Source organism: Pseudomonadota bacterium (genome assembly GCA_018817425.1).
In the GTDB taxonomy this organism is placed as follows: Bacteria; Desulfobacterota; Desulfobacteria; order Desulfobacterales; family RPRI01; genus RPRI01.
Window position 1 is genome coordinate 1 of record JAHITX010000096.1, and the last position, 15,899, is coordinate 15,899.

Genomic DNA, 15,899 nt, shown 5'->3' on the forward strand with positions numbered 1-15,899 from the left:
GGGTGCGGTAGTAAATACGGCGGCTGGTCAGGTATTGACAAACGTAGCACTTGGAGCCGGGAATAAAACAAGTCTTGGTGCAGTTGACATGAAGGGAAGCGATGTAAAAGGTGCTGTGATAAATACGGCAGCGGGTCAGGTGCTGACAAATGTCGCTTTAGGGAAAGATAACACTGCTAAACTTGGCTCTGTTGAAATGAAAAACAGTGACCTTAAAGGAGCTATAGTTAATACTACAGCCGGACAAGTCGTAACTAACGTAGCTTTGGGAGCTGGAAATAAAGCTGAATTAGGCGCTGTCACTATGAAGTCGAGCAGTATGAAAGGGGCTATTGTAAACACTACAATGGGTCAAGCTGTAACAAATGTTGCCTTGGGAAAAGATAATAAAGCCAGTCTCGGTGCTGTAAATATGGAATCAAGCAGCATGAAGGGTGCTATTGTAAATACTACAATAGGTCAAGCAGTCACAAATGTTGCTCTTGGGGCCGGGAACAAAGCCAGCCTCGGATCTGCCGATCTTAAAAATAGTGATGTGAAGGGTGCAATAGTAAATACTTCGATTGGAGCCGCCATAACGAACGTTGCTTTAGGTAAAAATAATAAAGCCGGGCTTGCTTCTGTAAATTTGGAAGGCAGTAATGTAAAGGGTAATATAATCAATACGGCAGCGGGCGGAGCGGTAACAAACGTCGCACTTGGCAGCAATACCAAAGCAAGTTTATCTTCTGTTGATATGAAAAACAGCACTATGAAAGGAAACATAGTAAATACGGCAGCAGGTGGAGCCGTTACTAATGTTGCTTTGGGCAGTAATTCTAAAGCAAGTTTGTCTTCTGTTGATATGAAAAACAGCACTATGAAAGGAAACATAGTAAATACGGCAGCAGGCGGAGCCGTTACTAATGTTGCTTTGGGCAGTAATTCTAAAGCAAGTTTATCTTCTGTTGATATGAAAAACAGTACTATGAAAGGAAACATAGTAAATACGGCAGCAGGTGGAGCAGTGACAAACGTTGCACTTGGCAGCAATACCAAAGCAAACCTTTCATCAGTCAACATGGAAAACAGTACGATGAAAGGAAACATTGTAAATACGGCAGCAGGTGGAGCAGTTACTAATGTTGCTTTGGGCAGCAGATCCGAAGCAAACCTTTCGTCAGTAAACATGAAAAACAGTACTATGAAAGGAAATATAGTAAATACGGCAGCAGGCGGGGTCGTTACTAATGTTGCTTTAGGCAGCAGATCCGAAGCAAACCTTTCATCAGTCAACATGGAAAACAGTACTATGAAGGGAAATATCACAAACACAACTGTTGGCGGGGTGGTTACTAATGTTGCTTTAGGCAGCAATACTAAGGCGAATTTAGGTTCTGTGGATATGAAAAACAGCAGCATGCAGGGAAATATTTCAAACAGAGCGGCAGGCGGAGTTATGACTAATGTTGCTGTTGGAAGTAATTCAAGGGCAAACCTTGGTTCGGTTGTTCTTGAAAACAGTACTGTGCATGGCAATATTTCAAACAGAGTGAGCGGAGGTGTTGTAACAAATATTGCCGTTGGATCAGGAAGCGAAGCGAATTCGGGGTCTGTTGTTGTTAAGAATCGTAACATAGGAGGCGCCGGCACCAGCTCAGGAACAGGTCTTGTGATCAATGATACCAGGGTTCCTTTCGGTGGTATGGGTGTACATAACACCAATGTTGCTATTGGAGGAACTTCAAATAAAAATTCAGTTGTTTACAAATAGCGTAATTGGCAAAAAACAAAAAAATGGTGGGTCTTTCTTTACAAATAACTAATTATATGGTTTATGCCCAGTATATGCATAGGAAGGAGAAAATCACGACAAACAAAAATTTTATAAATGTAACTATTTCACAATAAATATGAGAAATCATTCACTGACAACAAAAATTTTATGAAGTATAAATAAACTTAAAACCGAGAGAAAAAAATTAACAACAACCAAACCAAGGAGGAATGTAAAATGAAAAAAGCTTTATTAGTAGTAGGTATTGTTTTAATCAGTGGTTCATTGGCTTTTGCAGGTTCAGATGTTAAAGGCGCAATTATTAACAAATCTGATGTAAAGGGCGCAGCCAATATCGCTATGGGCAAAGGCGCAACAGCTGACATGGGTACAGTAAAGATGAAAGATTCCAGCTTAAAAGGTGCTATCATCAACCAATCCAGTGTAAAGGGTGCAGCAAATATCGCTATGGGCCAGGGTGCAAAAGCTCAGATGGGTACCGTTGATATGAACAAATCCAGTGTAAAGGGTGCTATAATTAATCAGTCCGATGTAAAGGGTGCAGCCAATATCGCTATGGGCAAAGGCGCAACCGCTCAGATGGGAACAGTAAGTATGGATAAATCTGATCTTAAAGGTGCTATCATCAACAAATCCAGTGTAAAGGGTGCAGCTAATATCGCTATGGGCAAAGGCGCAACAGCTCAGATGGGTACTGTAAGCATGAATAAATCCAATGTAAAGGGTGCCATAATCAATCAGTCTGATGTAAAGGGCGCAGCCAATATCGCTATGGGCCAGGGAGCAAAAGCTCAGATGGGTACTGTTAGCATGGATCAATCTGATCTTAAAGGTGCTATCATCAATAAGTCCAGTGTAAAGGGTGCAGCTAATATTGCTATGGGCAAAGGCGCAACAGCCAGAATGGGCACAGTTGATATGAGCAAATCCAGTGTAAAGGGTGCTATAATCAATCAGTCTGATGTAAAGGGTGCAGCAAATATCGCTATGGGTCAGGGCGCTGAATCCAATATGGGTTCTGTAGTGCTTGAGTAGTTGTTATGATGCTGTAATAAAAAATGTTACAAGGCTGCGGGAAATATCCGCAGCCTTGTAAACCGTAAACTCGCAAAATTATTAATAACAAGATCAGTTAAAACAACAATTGTTTCAGGCCCTCCATATTTTTATCTTTATTATTTATAACGGATGTTTTATTATAACAAATAAATAGGTTTTACTAAACTGTTAAATTACAACAAATTATGACAAACAACATCGTAACATTTTTAGGGGTAATCTGAATAACATATCAGATATAGGGGGGCATATGATCAAAAAATATTTTATAATGTTTTGCTGTATAATGATCGTTCCTGTTTCATTTGCACAATATTGCCGGGGCGGTGATCTGGATGATGATATTTCAAAATACACTGATGATTCTGTCAGTGCAGACGATGAATTGGGTAAAAAAGATAATAATATCAACTTCATTGTTCTTGATGCTATGGCAGCTGCTTCGAGGAAAGCCAGTAAAGGACAACAGGCTGGAGAGAAGGATAGCAGCGGAGATATAACGGGTGATAAGAATGAGAACAGCGTCGTGGTAGGGCCTGGCACTCAGACTGGAAATATTTATAATATTCAGGTTATGAAATAAGCCGTGGCAGATTTTATTTAAGATAAAATAGCCGCAGCCGATAAAATGTAAATATATAATTTGAAAGAGGGGAAGATGAGATACATATTCCGGAATAATAAAGCCTGCAAGAAAATGCTAATCGTTTTGACTATTATGTCATTTTCCTTGCTTCTTGCTTCTTGTGCGTCAATTGATCCGGCCGATACAGATGTTCAACTTAAAACAGAGCCGCCGGCAGCTAAAATCACCTCATTTACGCAGGCCCTGGCAGACCTTGGATTAATGACTGAAATCTATAATGTTGATGTTGTTAAAATACAGAGCAATCCTATAGGTGATAATACCGGCACATCGGGTTCTACCGGCGGAGAAATACCAAGAGATATAACCGAAATGCTAAAGAGTTCTCTTAATTCAATCGGTGGAAGAGTTACCTTTATTCCTTATGATCCGTCATTTATTCAAAACCAGATGGTAACCGGTTATTCGAATTTTGATGAAAAACTTATACCTGATATAGTAGTAAGCGGCGGTATTACAGAATTTGACAGGGGATTGGAAACAAGGGGTGACGGCACTGATGTCAGCGCCGGTGCTGAGTTTACCGGATTGCCTGATTACCTTCCATCAAAAGAAGTAAAGCTTAGATATGGTGATGCAGGAAAAACAGGCTTGGCCAGCATAACACTTGATTTTAACCTTCTTGATTTCAGAACTATGGCAGGTGTACCCAGAATGAGTGCCGTGAACACCATGAGGGTATCAAAAGCCATGAATGAAAGGGAATTAGGAGTAAGCCTTTTTGGTCAGACATTCGGAAGAAAGGGCTCTATAAAGAAAGTTCAGGGAAGGCACCATGCGGTAAGACTTCTTGTTGAATTGAGTATGATCCAGATTGTTGGAAAATATAATGGACTTCCTTACTGGAGATTATTGGGCGACGATGCCATGCCTGATAAAGATGTAGAAAGTGCTGTAAAGAAGTTTTATTACAAATTAACTGATTCAGACCGATTATTTAAAATTCAGGAATGGCTGTATCTCCATGGATATGATGTCGCACTTACCGGGCAGCTTGATAATGCAACTGTTGCAGCATTAAAACAGTTTGACAGCAGTTTTAATAAAATAGATGCGGATTTATTCCTTAGAATATATGCATCAATTCCTATAAAAGAAAGTACATTAGGCAGAAGAAACCAGTTAGATAGGATTATGAACCAGCCCGCAGAAGTGGTTGAGGCCAGTGCGCCTGTTCAACAGCCTGTACAACAGCAACAAGCTCAGGCACAAGCTTATGTGGAACCTCAACAGGAAGTTGCCGCTGAACCAGCACAACAACCCGCTCCTGCCGTCTCAAAACAGCAACAGGCGGCTCCAGCTCCAGCTGCTGCAAGCGTTTCCAGGAGAAAACCAAATTCTATCGGCAGAATCCTTACAGATGAAGAATGGTGATAAATATGGGCTTATGCTGCAGAGTGGGACTTGCCATAATTTTATTCTTTGTAGTATGCCTTTTGACATCAGCTTTTGCCGGCAATAAGAAACTGGTTGATAAAAGAACCGTGGAAATGGATGGCCAGAATAAACAAATGGTCAGACAAATTCCAAATCTGCCGAAAAATGGAACAGTTGATGCGAAAGCGAGAGTTGTTAATGAAGGAGGAAGTCTGGTTTTCGATATATATCATGTCAAAACCTCTGTTAAGGAAGAAAGTATAGATTTTAGCGGAAAACAGAAAAATAAAGAAACAAAAGAAGAAATAATTTCTGAGCCTGAAACAAATGCAGGAAATTCAGGCTCAGATGACAGGCAGCAAGAAACGGGAAGTAACGATATATCAAGTTCTGGTATGCAGGAAAACAATGATGACTTAAATGTTGCCTCTGAACAAAATAAAGAAGAGATAAATACAGAGTTAACTTCTGAGACAGACATAGAAGTTTCAGACTTAAGTGAAGCTCAGCAAGAAGTCACAAGTCAAGATGAGTCAGTGCCCAATCCTGATGGTGATGTTAAAAATGAGATAAATTTAAAGATTGAGCAGCCGGAAGAGACTCAACAGAATAATTAAATAAGTATTATTTGTTCGATCAAGTATATTGTTAAAAAGATAGATAAAGATGGCAATGAGTTTGAATTACTCCAAAAGGAGGAGGGAAGTTCTATGGTAACCAGATGTTTTAAAAGTATTTTAATTTTATTGATTTGTGTGATATTTTCAGCGCCTAACGTATTAGCCGGCAATAAAAAAATGATGGCTATCATGGCAGCAAAAAACGATGCGATGAGGGGGCTTACAGAACAGGTATATGGCCTGAAAATCCGTGCCAGCGAAGAAGTTAGAGATATGGCTGCGGACAGTTATGTCGGAAAAACCGATTCAAAAACATCGGCAGTCATGTCCGGAATTAAGATTTCAGACATAGCCTATGATTCAAAACAAGATATTGCAAGAGCCACAGCTACAATGACGGCCAACCAGATTGTAAATATTGAGGGGGCAGACGTTGCTTTAAGCGGAAAAGTTTTCAAGCATGTAGGCTTTGGGACAAGCTCTCCGGCTAATGCAGGCCCATTAAAGGCATTAAGGGCAGCACAGATAGATGCCTATAAACAATTGGCGCAGCAGATTGCAGGATTTACACTTGAAAGCCAGACATCAGTTGAAAATTATATGCTTAAATCAGATTTTATTAAAACAAAAGTTCAGGCGTCTCTTGCTTTTGCCGAGATCGTTGATTTTGGATGGGATGAAGCCGGTGATGCTTTTGTAAAGATGGTTATCAGCATAGATGATGTATCTGCGATGCTTGGAGAAGCTGTTGTAGGTGCAGGAGATAAATTCGAGGTTGAAGGCCAGGGTGCTCTTGTAGATGATTTCAGAAAATCCAAAGCTGCGAAAAAATAAAATGGGATTGATCTGAAAAAGTTATAAAAGGTCTTATATCCGGCGATTATTACCATAACACTATGAACATTAATTAAAAAATTCCTCTTCTTAGTCCTTCGATATACGGGGGCATTGGGAAGAGGATTTTTTTTAACTAAATATTACTTCTATGATTAAAGGAGATCTTAAAATGAAAGATAAGTTATGGAAAGAAAGAATAAAATATTTTCTTTTGGGTATACTTGTTGTTACAGGAATAATGTTTTTAGCCGGTGCAGATTCTTTGAATCCACCTCCGCCTAATTATGGCAGATTTCAAATATCTTCATGGGCAACTTCTCTTGGTGACAATTCAGGAGCTGTAGGAGCATTTGTTGTTGATACTATTACAGGTGAAACAAAAACAGTTTATGGTAGAATTTATGGTAACCCCGGTGATGGCAAACTCATAAAAAATGAGTTGCGAAAACCCTTTATTGCTATAGAATAAACCCAATATAGGCTAATAAAATTTTTAAAAGAATTTAAAACATTGTAAGAGCTGACTGGAAAGAGTCAGCTGAATCACTACAATTTATAAATACCTGATATAAGGAAAGGAGAACATATGAAGGCAACTCACTATTATTTAATAATATTGTTTATTATTCTTTCCGTAATGTTATTGAGTGCAAATAAAGCTGATGCGAGCGGAATATCTATAAATTTAGGTGATGGCAGCGCTAGTGATATATCAATTGATGGAGGTGTGGCGCAGTCAGGAAATATTTCAATTGATGGAGGTGTCGTAAGCTCTGGTAGTGGAGGCTGCGGAAGTGGTATTGAGGGGAATGGAATTGATAAGAAGGAAAAAAGAGTTGTATCTGAATTTAAATCTGTAGAGATAGACGGTGCCTTTAATGTTTATATCGAATGTCAAAAGAAAAAAAGTATAGAGGTAAGGGGTGACAGCAATATATTACCCCATATCATAACAAGAGTCGTGGGAAATACTCTTCAAATTACTTCAAATAAAACTATATGCCCGAAAAAATTGCTTGAAGTTAGGGTATCTGTAGACAATGTTGAAAAAATATTGGTTTCGGGTGCTGTTGATCTTTTAATTTCCGGAGTAAATAATAATGGCCTTGATGTTGAAGTTGATGGGGCAGTAGATGTAAAAGCATCTGGAAAAACAAAGAATTTAAAGCTTGATATATCCGGTTCAGGCGATATTAAAGCAAAGGAACTTAAAGCTGAAAATGTAGATGTAATAGTTAACGGAGCCGGCAATGCGATTATAAATGTTTCTAAAAAACTTAATGCTGAGATAAACGGTGCCGGTGATATTACTTACTATGGTAATCCAAAAGAAGTCGTTAAAGATGTTTCAGGGGTAGGCGATATTATCAAAAAATAATATTATATTTTGTAAGTTGTAATTCAATTTACATGTTTTAATAACAATATCAATAAATAACCGCATATTGCATGCTTTTCGCTTTCATACTTTTATTTTAAGGTTGTTGATTCAGTAAAAACGTAAACGGCTTGACACCTGTAGGTGGAGTATGTTAGATTTCAAGTCATTGTGAGGACTTGTTTAATTCCCGTATTTTGAAAAACCTAAAAATTGGGGGTGCAATGGACGAAAAGGATAAATCGGGGCAAGAACCTTCTGAAAATGAACCTTTTAAAGACTCGGAATTGATGAGCCTTATTAATGACTTAAAAAATTCCATAGATAGCGATGATGAAATCATTGAACTTACTGAAGATATGATAGTATCTTTGGAAGATGAAGTGATTGAACTTACAGATATTGTCGAAGCCGCTGGTACAGTTAATCCTGTTGGAAATGAACAGGAAATTGTAATGAAAGATCTTGAGGAAGATATAGTAGATTCTGATGAGTATATAAAAGATGATTTTGCTGCTTCCTTAGGAATGGAAATTGAGAGTGAAATAGATTTAGCGGAGGAATTTGCTGAAAATAAAACATTTGATTTGGAAGAAGAATCCCCAATAGGCTCAGGAACAATCAATGTATCGCCCCAACAGGTTGAAGCCGCGATTGAGCGGGTGGTCCAAAAAATATTGGGAGATAAAATTGATAGCATACTGATTGAGGTAATAGAAAGGGCTGTTAAACAGGAAATTATAAGATTGAAAAATGTTCTTCGTGTTGATGAAAATGATTTTGATTGAACATAATTTTATATTTTCGCGGACATTTTTTTATATCAATTATTGATCTTAGCTTGTATCCATTACATTTTGTAAATGTCTTCCGGGTTCAGATAGGCAGACAGAATTGATTATTATAGATTTTTTAGATACCCTGTAGCTCTTGCTGCAGGGTAGTTTTATTTAGGGGCTTATATTTCGTTTTAATATAAAGTTAACTATTGCGTTACGAAGTTATATTATTGTAAATAAAGGCTTATCGGTTTGTTAGCCTATTTGCTTGATTTCTGCTTTTTTCATCATTGCAGTTTACAGGTAAGAACAGTTCATTTTCTTGCTTTTTGCGTATTAAACTTTTATAAATCCGTCTGATTTGAAAATTACTATGAATCCGTCAGGATTTTATATATTATTTGGAGTATTGTTTATGAGTTCAGATTTACTTGAAAAGAGTTATGATCCTAAAGGTGTTGAAAAATACTGGTATGAATTCTGGGAAAAAGAAGAACTTTTTGCAGCCAGTGAGCAAAGTGATAAAAAAAGTTATTCAATAGTTATTCCTCCTCCTAATGTAACGGGTGTACTTCATATGGGGCATGCCCTTAATATCACTATGCAGGATATCCTGTGCCGCTACAGAAGATTGCGTGGAGATAATGTGCTTTGGATGCCGGGTACTGACCATGCCGGGATTGCTACACAAAACGTTGTCGAAAAGAAACTTGCCGCCGAAAATACTGACAGGCATAAACTCGGACGGGAAAAATTTATCGAGGCGGTTTGGGAATGGCGAAATCAATACGGAAGTGCGATCATCAATCAATTGAAACGATTGGGTGCTTCCTGTGATTGGAAACTTGAACGCTTTACCATGGACGAAGGCCTTTCAATTGCAGTTCGCAAAGTTTTTGTTCAGCTTTATAACGAAGACCTTATTTACCGTGGCAATTACATAATAAACTGGTGCCACCGCTGTCATACCGCTCTTGCGGACCTTGAAGTAGAACATGAGGAAATCGACGGCCATCTTTATCATATAAGATATCCTTTCCCGGACGGATCAGGCAGTATTGTGGTTGCCACAACACGTCCTGAGACTATGCTTGGTGATACCGCGGTTGCTGTTAATCCTGATGATAAGAGATACCAGAACATAAAATCATCTTCGGTTATACTACCTGTTATAAACAGGCAGATTCCAATAATCAGAGATACTTATGTTGACATGACTTTTGGAACCGGAGCCTTAAAAGTTACTCCTGCCCATGATCCCAATGACTTTGAAATAGGAAAACGCCACAGCCTTCCTGAAATTAAAGTAATTGATGATAACGGAAAAATGACAGCAGATGCCGGAAAATTTGAAGGGCTTGACCGCTTTGAATGCAGAAAAGCTGTTGTCAAAGCTTTAGAAGAAGATGGGTTATTAGAAAAAATTGAGCCTATAAAACACAATGTGGGGCACTGCTACAGGTGCAAAACAATTATAGAGCCGAATTTATCAAAGCAGTGGTTTGTAAAGGTAAAGCCTCTTGCAAAAAAAGCAATTGAAGCTGTCGAAAATAAAAGAACAAGAATTGTGCCGGAAATGTGGACAAATACCTACTATGACTGGATGAATAATATACGAGACTGGTGCATTTCCCGCCAGATCTGGTGGGGGCATCAGATACCTGCATGGACATGTGAAAAATGTCTTGATCTTGTTGTTGCAATGGAAGCGCCGGCAACATGCCCTAAGTGCGGATCCGGCAATCTTGTACAGGAGACTGATGTTCTTGATACATGGTTCAGCTCGGCTCTATGGCCCTTTTCTACTATGGGATGGCCGGAAGAGACCAAGCTGCTTAAAACCTTTTACCCTACATCCGTTCTTGTTACAGGCTTTGATATACTTTTTTTCTGGGTAGCGCGTATGATGATGATGGGACTACATTTTATGAATGATGTCCCGTTTAAGGATGTATATGTTCATGCGCTGGTAAGAGATGAAGACGGCAAAAAGATGAGCAAATCAAAAGGAAACGTAATTGATCCTTTAAACATTATTGATCAATACGGAACCGATTCTTTTCGTATGACACTTGCTGTTTTTGCCGCTCAGGGCAGGGATATTAAAATGTCGGAAAAAAGAGTTGAAGGTTACCGGCATTTTATAAATAAATTCTGGAATGCTGCCCGTTTTGCTCTTATGCATTTAACCCAAAATCAGTCTGAGTTAAAATTTGTGAGCATGTCTCTTCCCGATAAATGGATACTTGCAAGGCTTAAGAATGTAACTGATATTGTTGCAGACGCTATAGACAATTACAGGTTTAATGATGCGGCAAGTACTCTTTACAATTTCGTATGGCATGAGCTATGCGACTGGTATCTTGAAGCCATTAAACCTTGTCTATACGGCCATAAAGGAGAAGAGAATAAAACTGCTACCTTAAGTGTTTTACAAAGGGTGTTTCATGATGTGCTTATTTTGCTTCATCCTTTCACACCCTTTGTAACGGAAGAAATCTGGCATAAATTCCCCGGAACACAAGGCTCGATAATGAAAGCAGTATTTCCTGCTGATGCAAATGATTTCAAATCTCTGTTATGCGATTCAATGGCAGAGCATAGCATGAATATTGTTATGGAGGTTATTACCGGCATAAGAAATATTAAAGGCGAAATGAATATTGCGCCTTCAGCATCATTGGATGTGATTTTGCATTCGGAGAATGACTCTTTTAGAAGTATAGTTTCAGATAACGAAGATATTATTATTAATCTTGCAGGTCTTAAAACTTTTGTATCTGAAAAGTCAGGTGTAAGACCAAAGAAGGCAGCTACAACTGTAATTGGCGATGCAGTAATTTATGTTTTACTGGAAGATATAATAGACTTTTCCAAGGAAAAAGAACGCCTTGAAAAAGAACTTACAAAACTGAAAAATGAGATATCCGGATTAATCAAAAAGCTTAACAATGAGGATTTTCTCAAAAAAGCCCCCGATGATGTAGTGGAAAAAGTAAAGGATAAACACAGTTTAGTACTGGCAAAACAACAGAAAATTATTTCAAATCTTGAAAAAATGAAAAGTATTGAAGAAGAACAATAACTTTTTTTGGGATGTTATAATATGCACTCATTAAAGCATCTGATTCAAATCGCACTTGAAGAAGATATAGGCTCCGGTGATATTACCACGGATTATACTGTTGATCCGGAAATAAAAGGCAAAGGCATAATTGTTGCCAAAGAACCTCTTGTCATAGCAGGTCTTGATGTAGCCAGGGATGTTTTTACTTTTATCGATTCAGAAGTTATTTGCAGACCTTTTTTTAAAGATGGGAATTTGGTCAAAAACGGCGAAACAGTAATGGAGATTGAAGGAAAGCTTTGTGTTCTTTTAAAAGGTGAGCGCATTGCTTTAAATTTTCTGCAGCGTTTATCCGGAATTTCAACAAACGTTCGGTCATATGTCGAACTTTTTGATAATAAAAAAATCCGCCTTGTTGATACACGGAAAACCATACCTGGCTGGAGAGTTCTGGAAAAATATGCTGTCAGGGTAGGGGGTGCATATAATCATAGAATCGGATTATATGACGGTGTTTTAATAAAAGATAATCATATCGCCGCATGTGGCGGAATAAAAAAAGCGATTGAGCGTGTTCGCAATAAAATATCACATCTGATAAAAATAGAAGTAGAAGTTTCGGATCTTATTTCCCTAAAAGAAGCTCTTGCCGCAAAAGCCGATGTTATTATGTTAGACAATATGAATATCAGCCAGATTAAAGAGGCAGTGTCATTAATTGGCAAAAAAGCAATGGTTGAAGTTTCCGGCAATATTACAAAAGAAAACCTGAATTTGTATTCCGATACCGGGGTTGATATTATCTCAATTGGTGCTCTTACCCATTCAGCAAGAAGCATGGATTTAAGTATGCGTATTATCTAATGATACCACTTCGTGACACAATAACTTCCAAAAACTATCCGGTAGTAAATAACACCATCATAGGCATTAATATAGTTGTTTTTCTTGTACAACTTTCCCAGGGACAAAATCTATATAATTTTGATTACTTATACGGCCTTGTGCCGGCACGTTATTCCGTACCCCATATTTCCACTAATTTTACAGCTATAGAGCAGTTGTTTCCTTTTATATCCTTCATGTTTTTACACGGAAGTTTTTGGCATATTCTGGGCAATATGTGGACACTTTATATATTTGGCGACAATGTAGAAGACAGTATGGGGCCTTTTCGCTATTTTGTATTTTACATTGCATGCGGGCTGTTATCAGGATTGACACATCTTTTCTTTAATTATTATTCCAATTTTCCTACAATAGGGGCAAGCGGGGCTATTGCAGGTGTGATGGGCGCTTATTTTATTCTTTATCCTAATGCAAAAATATTAACGCTGATTCCTATAATTATTATCCCATGGATTATTGAAATACCGGCCTTTTTCTTTCTGATTTTCTGGTTTTTCCTCCAGGTCTTAAATGCTGCCGGAAGCAGTGGACAAGCCGGAGGGATTGCATGGTGGGCTCATATCGGAGGGTTTTTATGCGGAATGATCTGGATAAAAATAATGTCAAAAATGCCGCAAATCGGTTTAACCGGAATGATCAAAAATCTGACAGGGAAGAAAAGAAGTCATAGGCTGCAAGTTATAAGGCCGGTCAGCACGGGAAATGATAACAATCTTTACGGCATTCTTAAAATTACTCCGCATGAAGCTGCAATGGGGACACAAAAAATTGTCAGCATATCACAGGGATTTAATAAAAAGCTCTATAAAGTTGTTGTGCCGGCGAGAGTTTCTGATGGGAGTATACTTAGATTAAAAGGATTTAAGTATCAAGCAGAAAATGGCTTAAAAAGTGATTTGTTTCTTAAGATGGTTATAGAAGAATAACATCCAATAATCATTATTACTGTCCCATAAAAGAAATGCGGTTATCCGGTGCAAACCCAGAGTGTAACTTGACATATAAGTTTGTTAATGCGATATAAGAGACTAAAAAACATATATATTTTGGTTGCACCTGTTAATGGAAGCAGTTTGAAATAAATTGACAACATCCCGGAATCAGATTGATTTAAAAAAAATCACTACTCATGTGAATAACAAATGCATAAGACCGAGCAAGCCGTTGGGCTCTATAAAATTGATTTTGAACCTGTAGGCCGCAGAGGGCAATGCGATTCCGACAAGTCTCTTTTGGAATGTTCTCATCAGCTTGGAATCAATATTAAGAGCGTATGCGGAAGCCAGGGAAAATGCCGTTCCTGTAAAGTCAAAGTTATTGACGGGACAGTGTCAAAACCGACTCAAAGCGAAAAAGAAATATTTTCGAAAAAAGAGTGTGATGATGGTTGGCGTCTGGCCTGTAAAGCATATCCGTTAAGCAATTGTAAAATATACCTTCCTCCTGAATCAATTACAGCTCCTCAGCGGACTCAGACAGAAGGGCTGGAAATTAATATTTTGCCGGAACCTGTCGTAAATTCTTATAAGGTTAGTCTTAGTCCACCCGCAATGTCGGATCTAAGAGCTGATGCTGACAGGCTTTTGGAACTGCTTAATTCAACATATAATTTAAATTGTAACAAGATTGATATAGATGTTATGCGGAGTATTTCCCCGAAACTGCGGGAATTAAACTGGATGTGCAATGTTTGTGTACGGGAAGACGAAGTAATCGGTCTGACTTTATCGGAGCGTAAACTTGGTCTTGCTGTGGATTTGGGAACAACTAAAATTGCAGGATATCTGGTTGATTTAGAAAACGGTAAAACACTTGCAGCCCAAGGTGTAATGAATCCTCAGATAGGTTATGGTGAAGATATTATTAGCCGGATCAACCATGCAATTCAGTCACCTGCCAAAGCATTCGATTTAAAGAATCTTGTAGTAAATTCCATAAACGAGATGGCAAAAGATTTATGTTCAAAGATAGATGCAAAATGTGATGAAATCATCGATGCAGTGATTGTAGGAAATACCGCGATACACCACTTACTTCTTAATTTACCGGTAAAACAACTGGCTGAATCACCTTTTATCCCGGCAGTAAAAAAAGCTTTGGATATAAAAGCCCGTGATGCCGGTTTGCAAATTGCCAAAGGTGCTTTTTTACATCTTTTACCCAATATAGCCGGTTTTGTTGGTGCTGATCATACTTCGGTATTGCTTTCAACTGATGCCGGAAATATCGAAGAAGTTGTGTTGATTATCGATATCGGAACAAATACCGAAATTTCTTTGGTTGCAAACGGAGAAATTGTCAGCGCTTCATGTGCATCCGGTCCAGCATTTGAAGGAGGGCACATCCAATACGGCATGCGCGCTTCAGCAGGAGCCATCGAAGATATTCTGATATTAGACGGAAATGTGCAGTATCAGACAATTGACGGGGCTCCACCTGCAGGGATCTGCGGTTCAGGTATTCTGGATGCATTGGCGCAACTTTATTCGGCAGGTATTATAGATAAAGGCGGCAGGATGTCTGAAGCATATCCTGGAGTGAGGTCAAACGGTAAATATCTTGAATTTGTTCTGGTAAGCGAAGAAAAAAGAAACGGGCAGGAAGCAATTGTTATTACTCAGAGTGATATAAGAGAATTGCAGCTTGCAAAAGCTGCTATCCGCACAGGGATTCAGCTATTACTGGAAGCTAAGGGCTGTGGTGAGGAAGATATTACCCAGGTAATCATTGCCGGAGCTTTTGGGAGTTATATTAATATTGAGAGCGCTGTGGCAGTTGGATTGCTGCCGTTATTGCCTTATGAGCGTTTCAAACAGGTGGGAAATGCCGCCGGGATAGGGGCAAAGATGGCTTTAATATCTTCACGCAAACGACTGGAAGCTCAGACTCTTGCTCAAAGAGCACATTATGTCGAATTAAGCACAGTACCTGCTTTTATGCAGACTTTTATCCAGGCGGGTTATTTAGGAACATACAGATTGTCTTGTGGAAAGAGACTTGAAATTAACAAGGAGTAATAAATATGGCTAAAGCAAAAAAAATGAAACCAAATTATGTAGCACAAAATCCTGATAGTATTAAATCAGATATATTAATTTCTATGGATTATAAATACAGGCAGAAAAGAGATATAGATATCGAAATAAAACAGCCCGAGTTTACTTCAGTATGTCCAATGACAGGCCTTCCGGATTTCGGCACTATAATTATCCGATACACACCCGATAAAAAAATTATAGAACTCAAATCCTTGAAATACTATCTGCTCCAATACAGAAACGTAGGTATTTTTTACGAGCATGTAGTAAATCAAATTTTAGATGATCTTGTAGAAGTGCTGAAACCAAAACAAATGGAAATTACAGGAGAATTTAGTGCAAGAGGTGGTATATTAACAAAAGCCGTTGCAGAATATAAGATGGGTTGATGTGTAACTTATATAGACTTTCA

The 15,899-nt window shown here is 38.4% G+C and carries 14 protein-coding genes; all 14 read left to right on the forward strand.

The genetic code is table 11. From position 1 onward, the window contains the following. The coding region (locus KKC46_16425; protein MBU1055385.1) for a hypothetical protein at positions 1–1,753 on the forward strand (1,753 nt) is incomplete at its 5' end. Between the two features lie 240 nt (positions 1,754–1,993). Further along, positions 1,994–2,812 (forward strand): hypothetical protein, encoded by an 819-nt coding sequence (locus KKC46_16430; protein ID MBU1055386.1) that lies wholly within the window; start codon positions 1,994–1,996, stop codon positions 2,810–2,812. A gap of 274 nt (positions 2,813–3,086) precedes the next feature. Further along, the gene (locus KKC46_16435; protein MBU1055387.1) at positions 3,087–3,419 is read left to right on the forward strand and encodes a hypothetical protein; all 333 of its coding nucleotides are present in this window, start codon (positions 3,087–3,089) and stop codon (positions 3,417–3,419) included. A gap of 75 nt (positions 3,420–3,494) precedes the next feature. Continuing rightward, the gene (locus KKC46_16440; protein ID MBU1055388.1) at positions 3,495–4,856 is read left to right on the forward strand and encodes a DUF4384 domain-containing protein; all 1,362 of its coding nucleotides are present in this window, start codon (positions 3,495–3,497) and stop codon (positions 4,854–4,856) included. 62 nt (positions 4,857–4,918) lie between these two features. Continuing rightward, a complete protein-coding gene (locus tag KKC46_16445) occupies positions 4,919–5,476 on the forward strand; it encodes a hypothetical protein (GenBank protein MBU1055389.1) in 558 nt (185 codons plus the stop codon). 93 nt (positions 5,477–5,569) lie between these two features. Beyond that, positions 5,570–6,313, forward strand: coding sequence for a hypothetical protein (locus KKC46_16450; GenBank protein ID MBU1055390.1), 744 nt, complete (start codon positions 5,570–5,572; stop codon positions 6,311–6,313). Between the two features lie 172 nt (positions 6,314–6,485). Beyond that, positions 6,486–6,785, forward strand: coding sequence for a hypothetical protein (locus KKC46_16455; GenBank protein MBU1055391.1), 300 nt, complete (start codon positions 6,486–6,488; stop codon positions 6,783–6,785). A 117-nt stretch (positions 6,786–6,902) separates the two neighbouring features. After that, on the forward strand, positions 6,903–7,694 hold the full coding sequence (locus KKC46_16460) for a DUF2807 domain-containing protein (GenBank protein ID MBU1055392.1): 792 nt from the start codon (positions 6,903–6,905) through the stop codon (positions 7,692–7,694). A gap of 224 nt (positions 7,695–7,918) precedes the next feature. Continuing rightward, positions 7,919–8,482, forward strand: a complete 564-nt coding sequence (locus KKC46_16465) for a hypothetical protein (protein MBU1055393.1) — start codon at positions 7,919–7,921, stop codon at positions 8,480–8,482. 406 nt (positions 8,483–8,888) lie between these two features. Next, entirely contained in the window at positions 8,889–11,558 is a 2,670-nt protein-coding gene (locus KKC46_16470; protein MBU1055394.1) for a valine--tRNA ligase, read from the forward strand. A 21-nt stretch (positions 11,559–11,579) separates the two neighbouring features. Further along, positions 11,580–12,404: a carboxylating nicotinate-nucleotide diphosphorylase gene (gene nadC / locus KKC46_16475; protein ID MBU1055395.1), complete on the forward strand. Its 825-nt coding sequence runs from the start codon at positions 11,580–11,582 to the stop codon at positions 12,402–12,404. Further along, positions 12,404–13,375, forward strand: a complete 972-nt coding sequence (locus KKC46_16480) for a rhomboid family intramembrane serine protease (GenBank protein ID MBU1055396.1) — start codon at positions 12,404–12,406, stop codon at positions 13,373–13,375. Before nadC ends, KKC46_16480 begins: the two co-directional genes overlap by 1 nt. Positions 13,376–13,591: 216 nt before the next feature. Continuing rightward, positions 13,592–15,466, forward strand: a complete 1,875-nt coding sequence (locus KKC46_16485; protein ID MBU1055397.1) for a DUF4445 domain-containing protein — start codon at positions 13,592–13,594, stop codon at positions 15,464–15,466. 5 nt (positions 15,467–15,471) lie between these two features. After that, a complete protein-coding gene (queF, locus tag KKC46_16490) occupies positions 15,472–15,876 on the forward strand; it encodes a preQ(1) synthase (GenBank protein ID MBU1055398.1) in 405 nt (134 codons plus the stop codon). Positions 15,877–15,899 lie beyond the last annotated feature (23 nt).

Coding starts and splice junctions, on each gene's coding strand:
- KKC46_16440 (MBU1055388.1), top strand. CDS start 3,495: ATGAGATACATATTCCGGAATAATAAAGCCTGCAAGAAAATGCTAATC.
- KKC46_16450 (MBU1055390.1), top strand. CDS start 5,570: ATGGTAACCAGATGTTTTAAAAGTATTTTAATTTTATTGATTTGTGTG.
- KKC46_16430 (MBU1055386.1), top strand. CDS start 1,994: ATGAAAAAAGCTTTATTAGTAGTAGGTATTGTTTTAATCAGTGGTTCA.
- queF (MBU1055398.1), top strand. CDS start 15,472: ATGGCTAAAGCAAAAAAAATGAAACCAAATTATGTAGCACAAAATCCT.
- KKC46_16470 (MBU1055394.1), top strand. CDS start 8,889: ATGAGTTCAGATTTACTTGAAAAGAGTTATGATCCTAAAGGTGTTGAA.
- KKC46_16460 (MBU1055392.1), top strand. CDS start 6,903: ATGAAGGCAACTCACTATTATTTAATAATATTGTTTATTATTCTTTCC.
- nadC (MBU1055395.1), top strand. CDS start 11,580: ATGCACTCATTAAAGCATCTGATTCAAATCGCACTTGAAGAAGATATA.
- KKC46_16435 (MBU1055387.1), top strand. CDS start 3,087: ATGATCAAAAAATATTTTATAATGTTTTGCTGTATAATGATCGTTCCT.
- KKC46_16465 (MBU1055393.1), top strand. CDS start 7,919: ATGGACGAAAAGGATAAATCGGGGCAAGAACCTTCTGAAAATGAACCT.
- KKC46_16480 (MBU1055396.1), top strand. CDS start 12,404: ATGATACCACTTCGTGACACAATAACTTCCAAAAACTATCCGGTAGTA.
- KKC46_16485 (MBU1055397.1), top strand. CDS start 13,592: ATGCATAAGACCGAGCAAGCCGTTGGGCTCTATAAAATTGATTTTGAA.
- KKC46_16455 (MBU1055391.1), top strand. CDS start 6,486: ATGAAAGATAAGTTATGGAAAGAAAGAATAAAATATTTTCTTTTGGGT.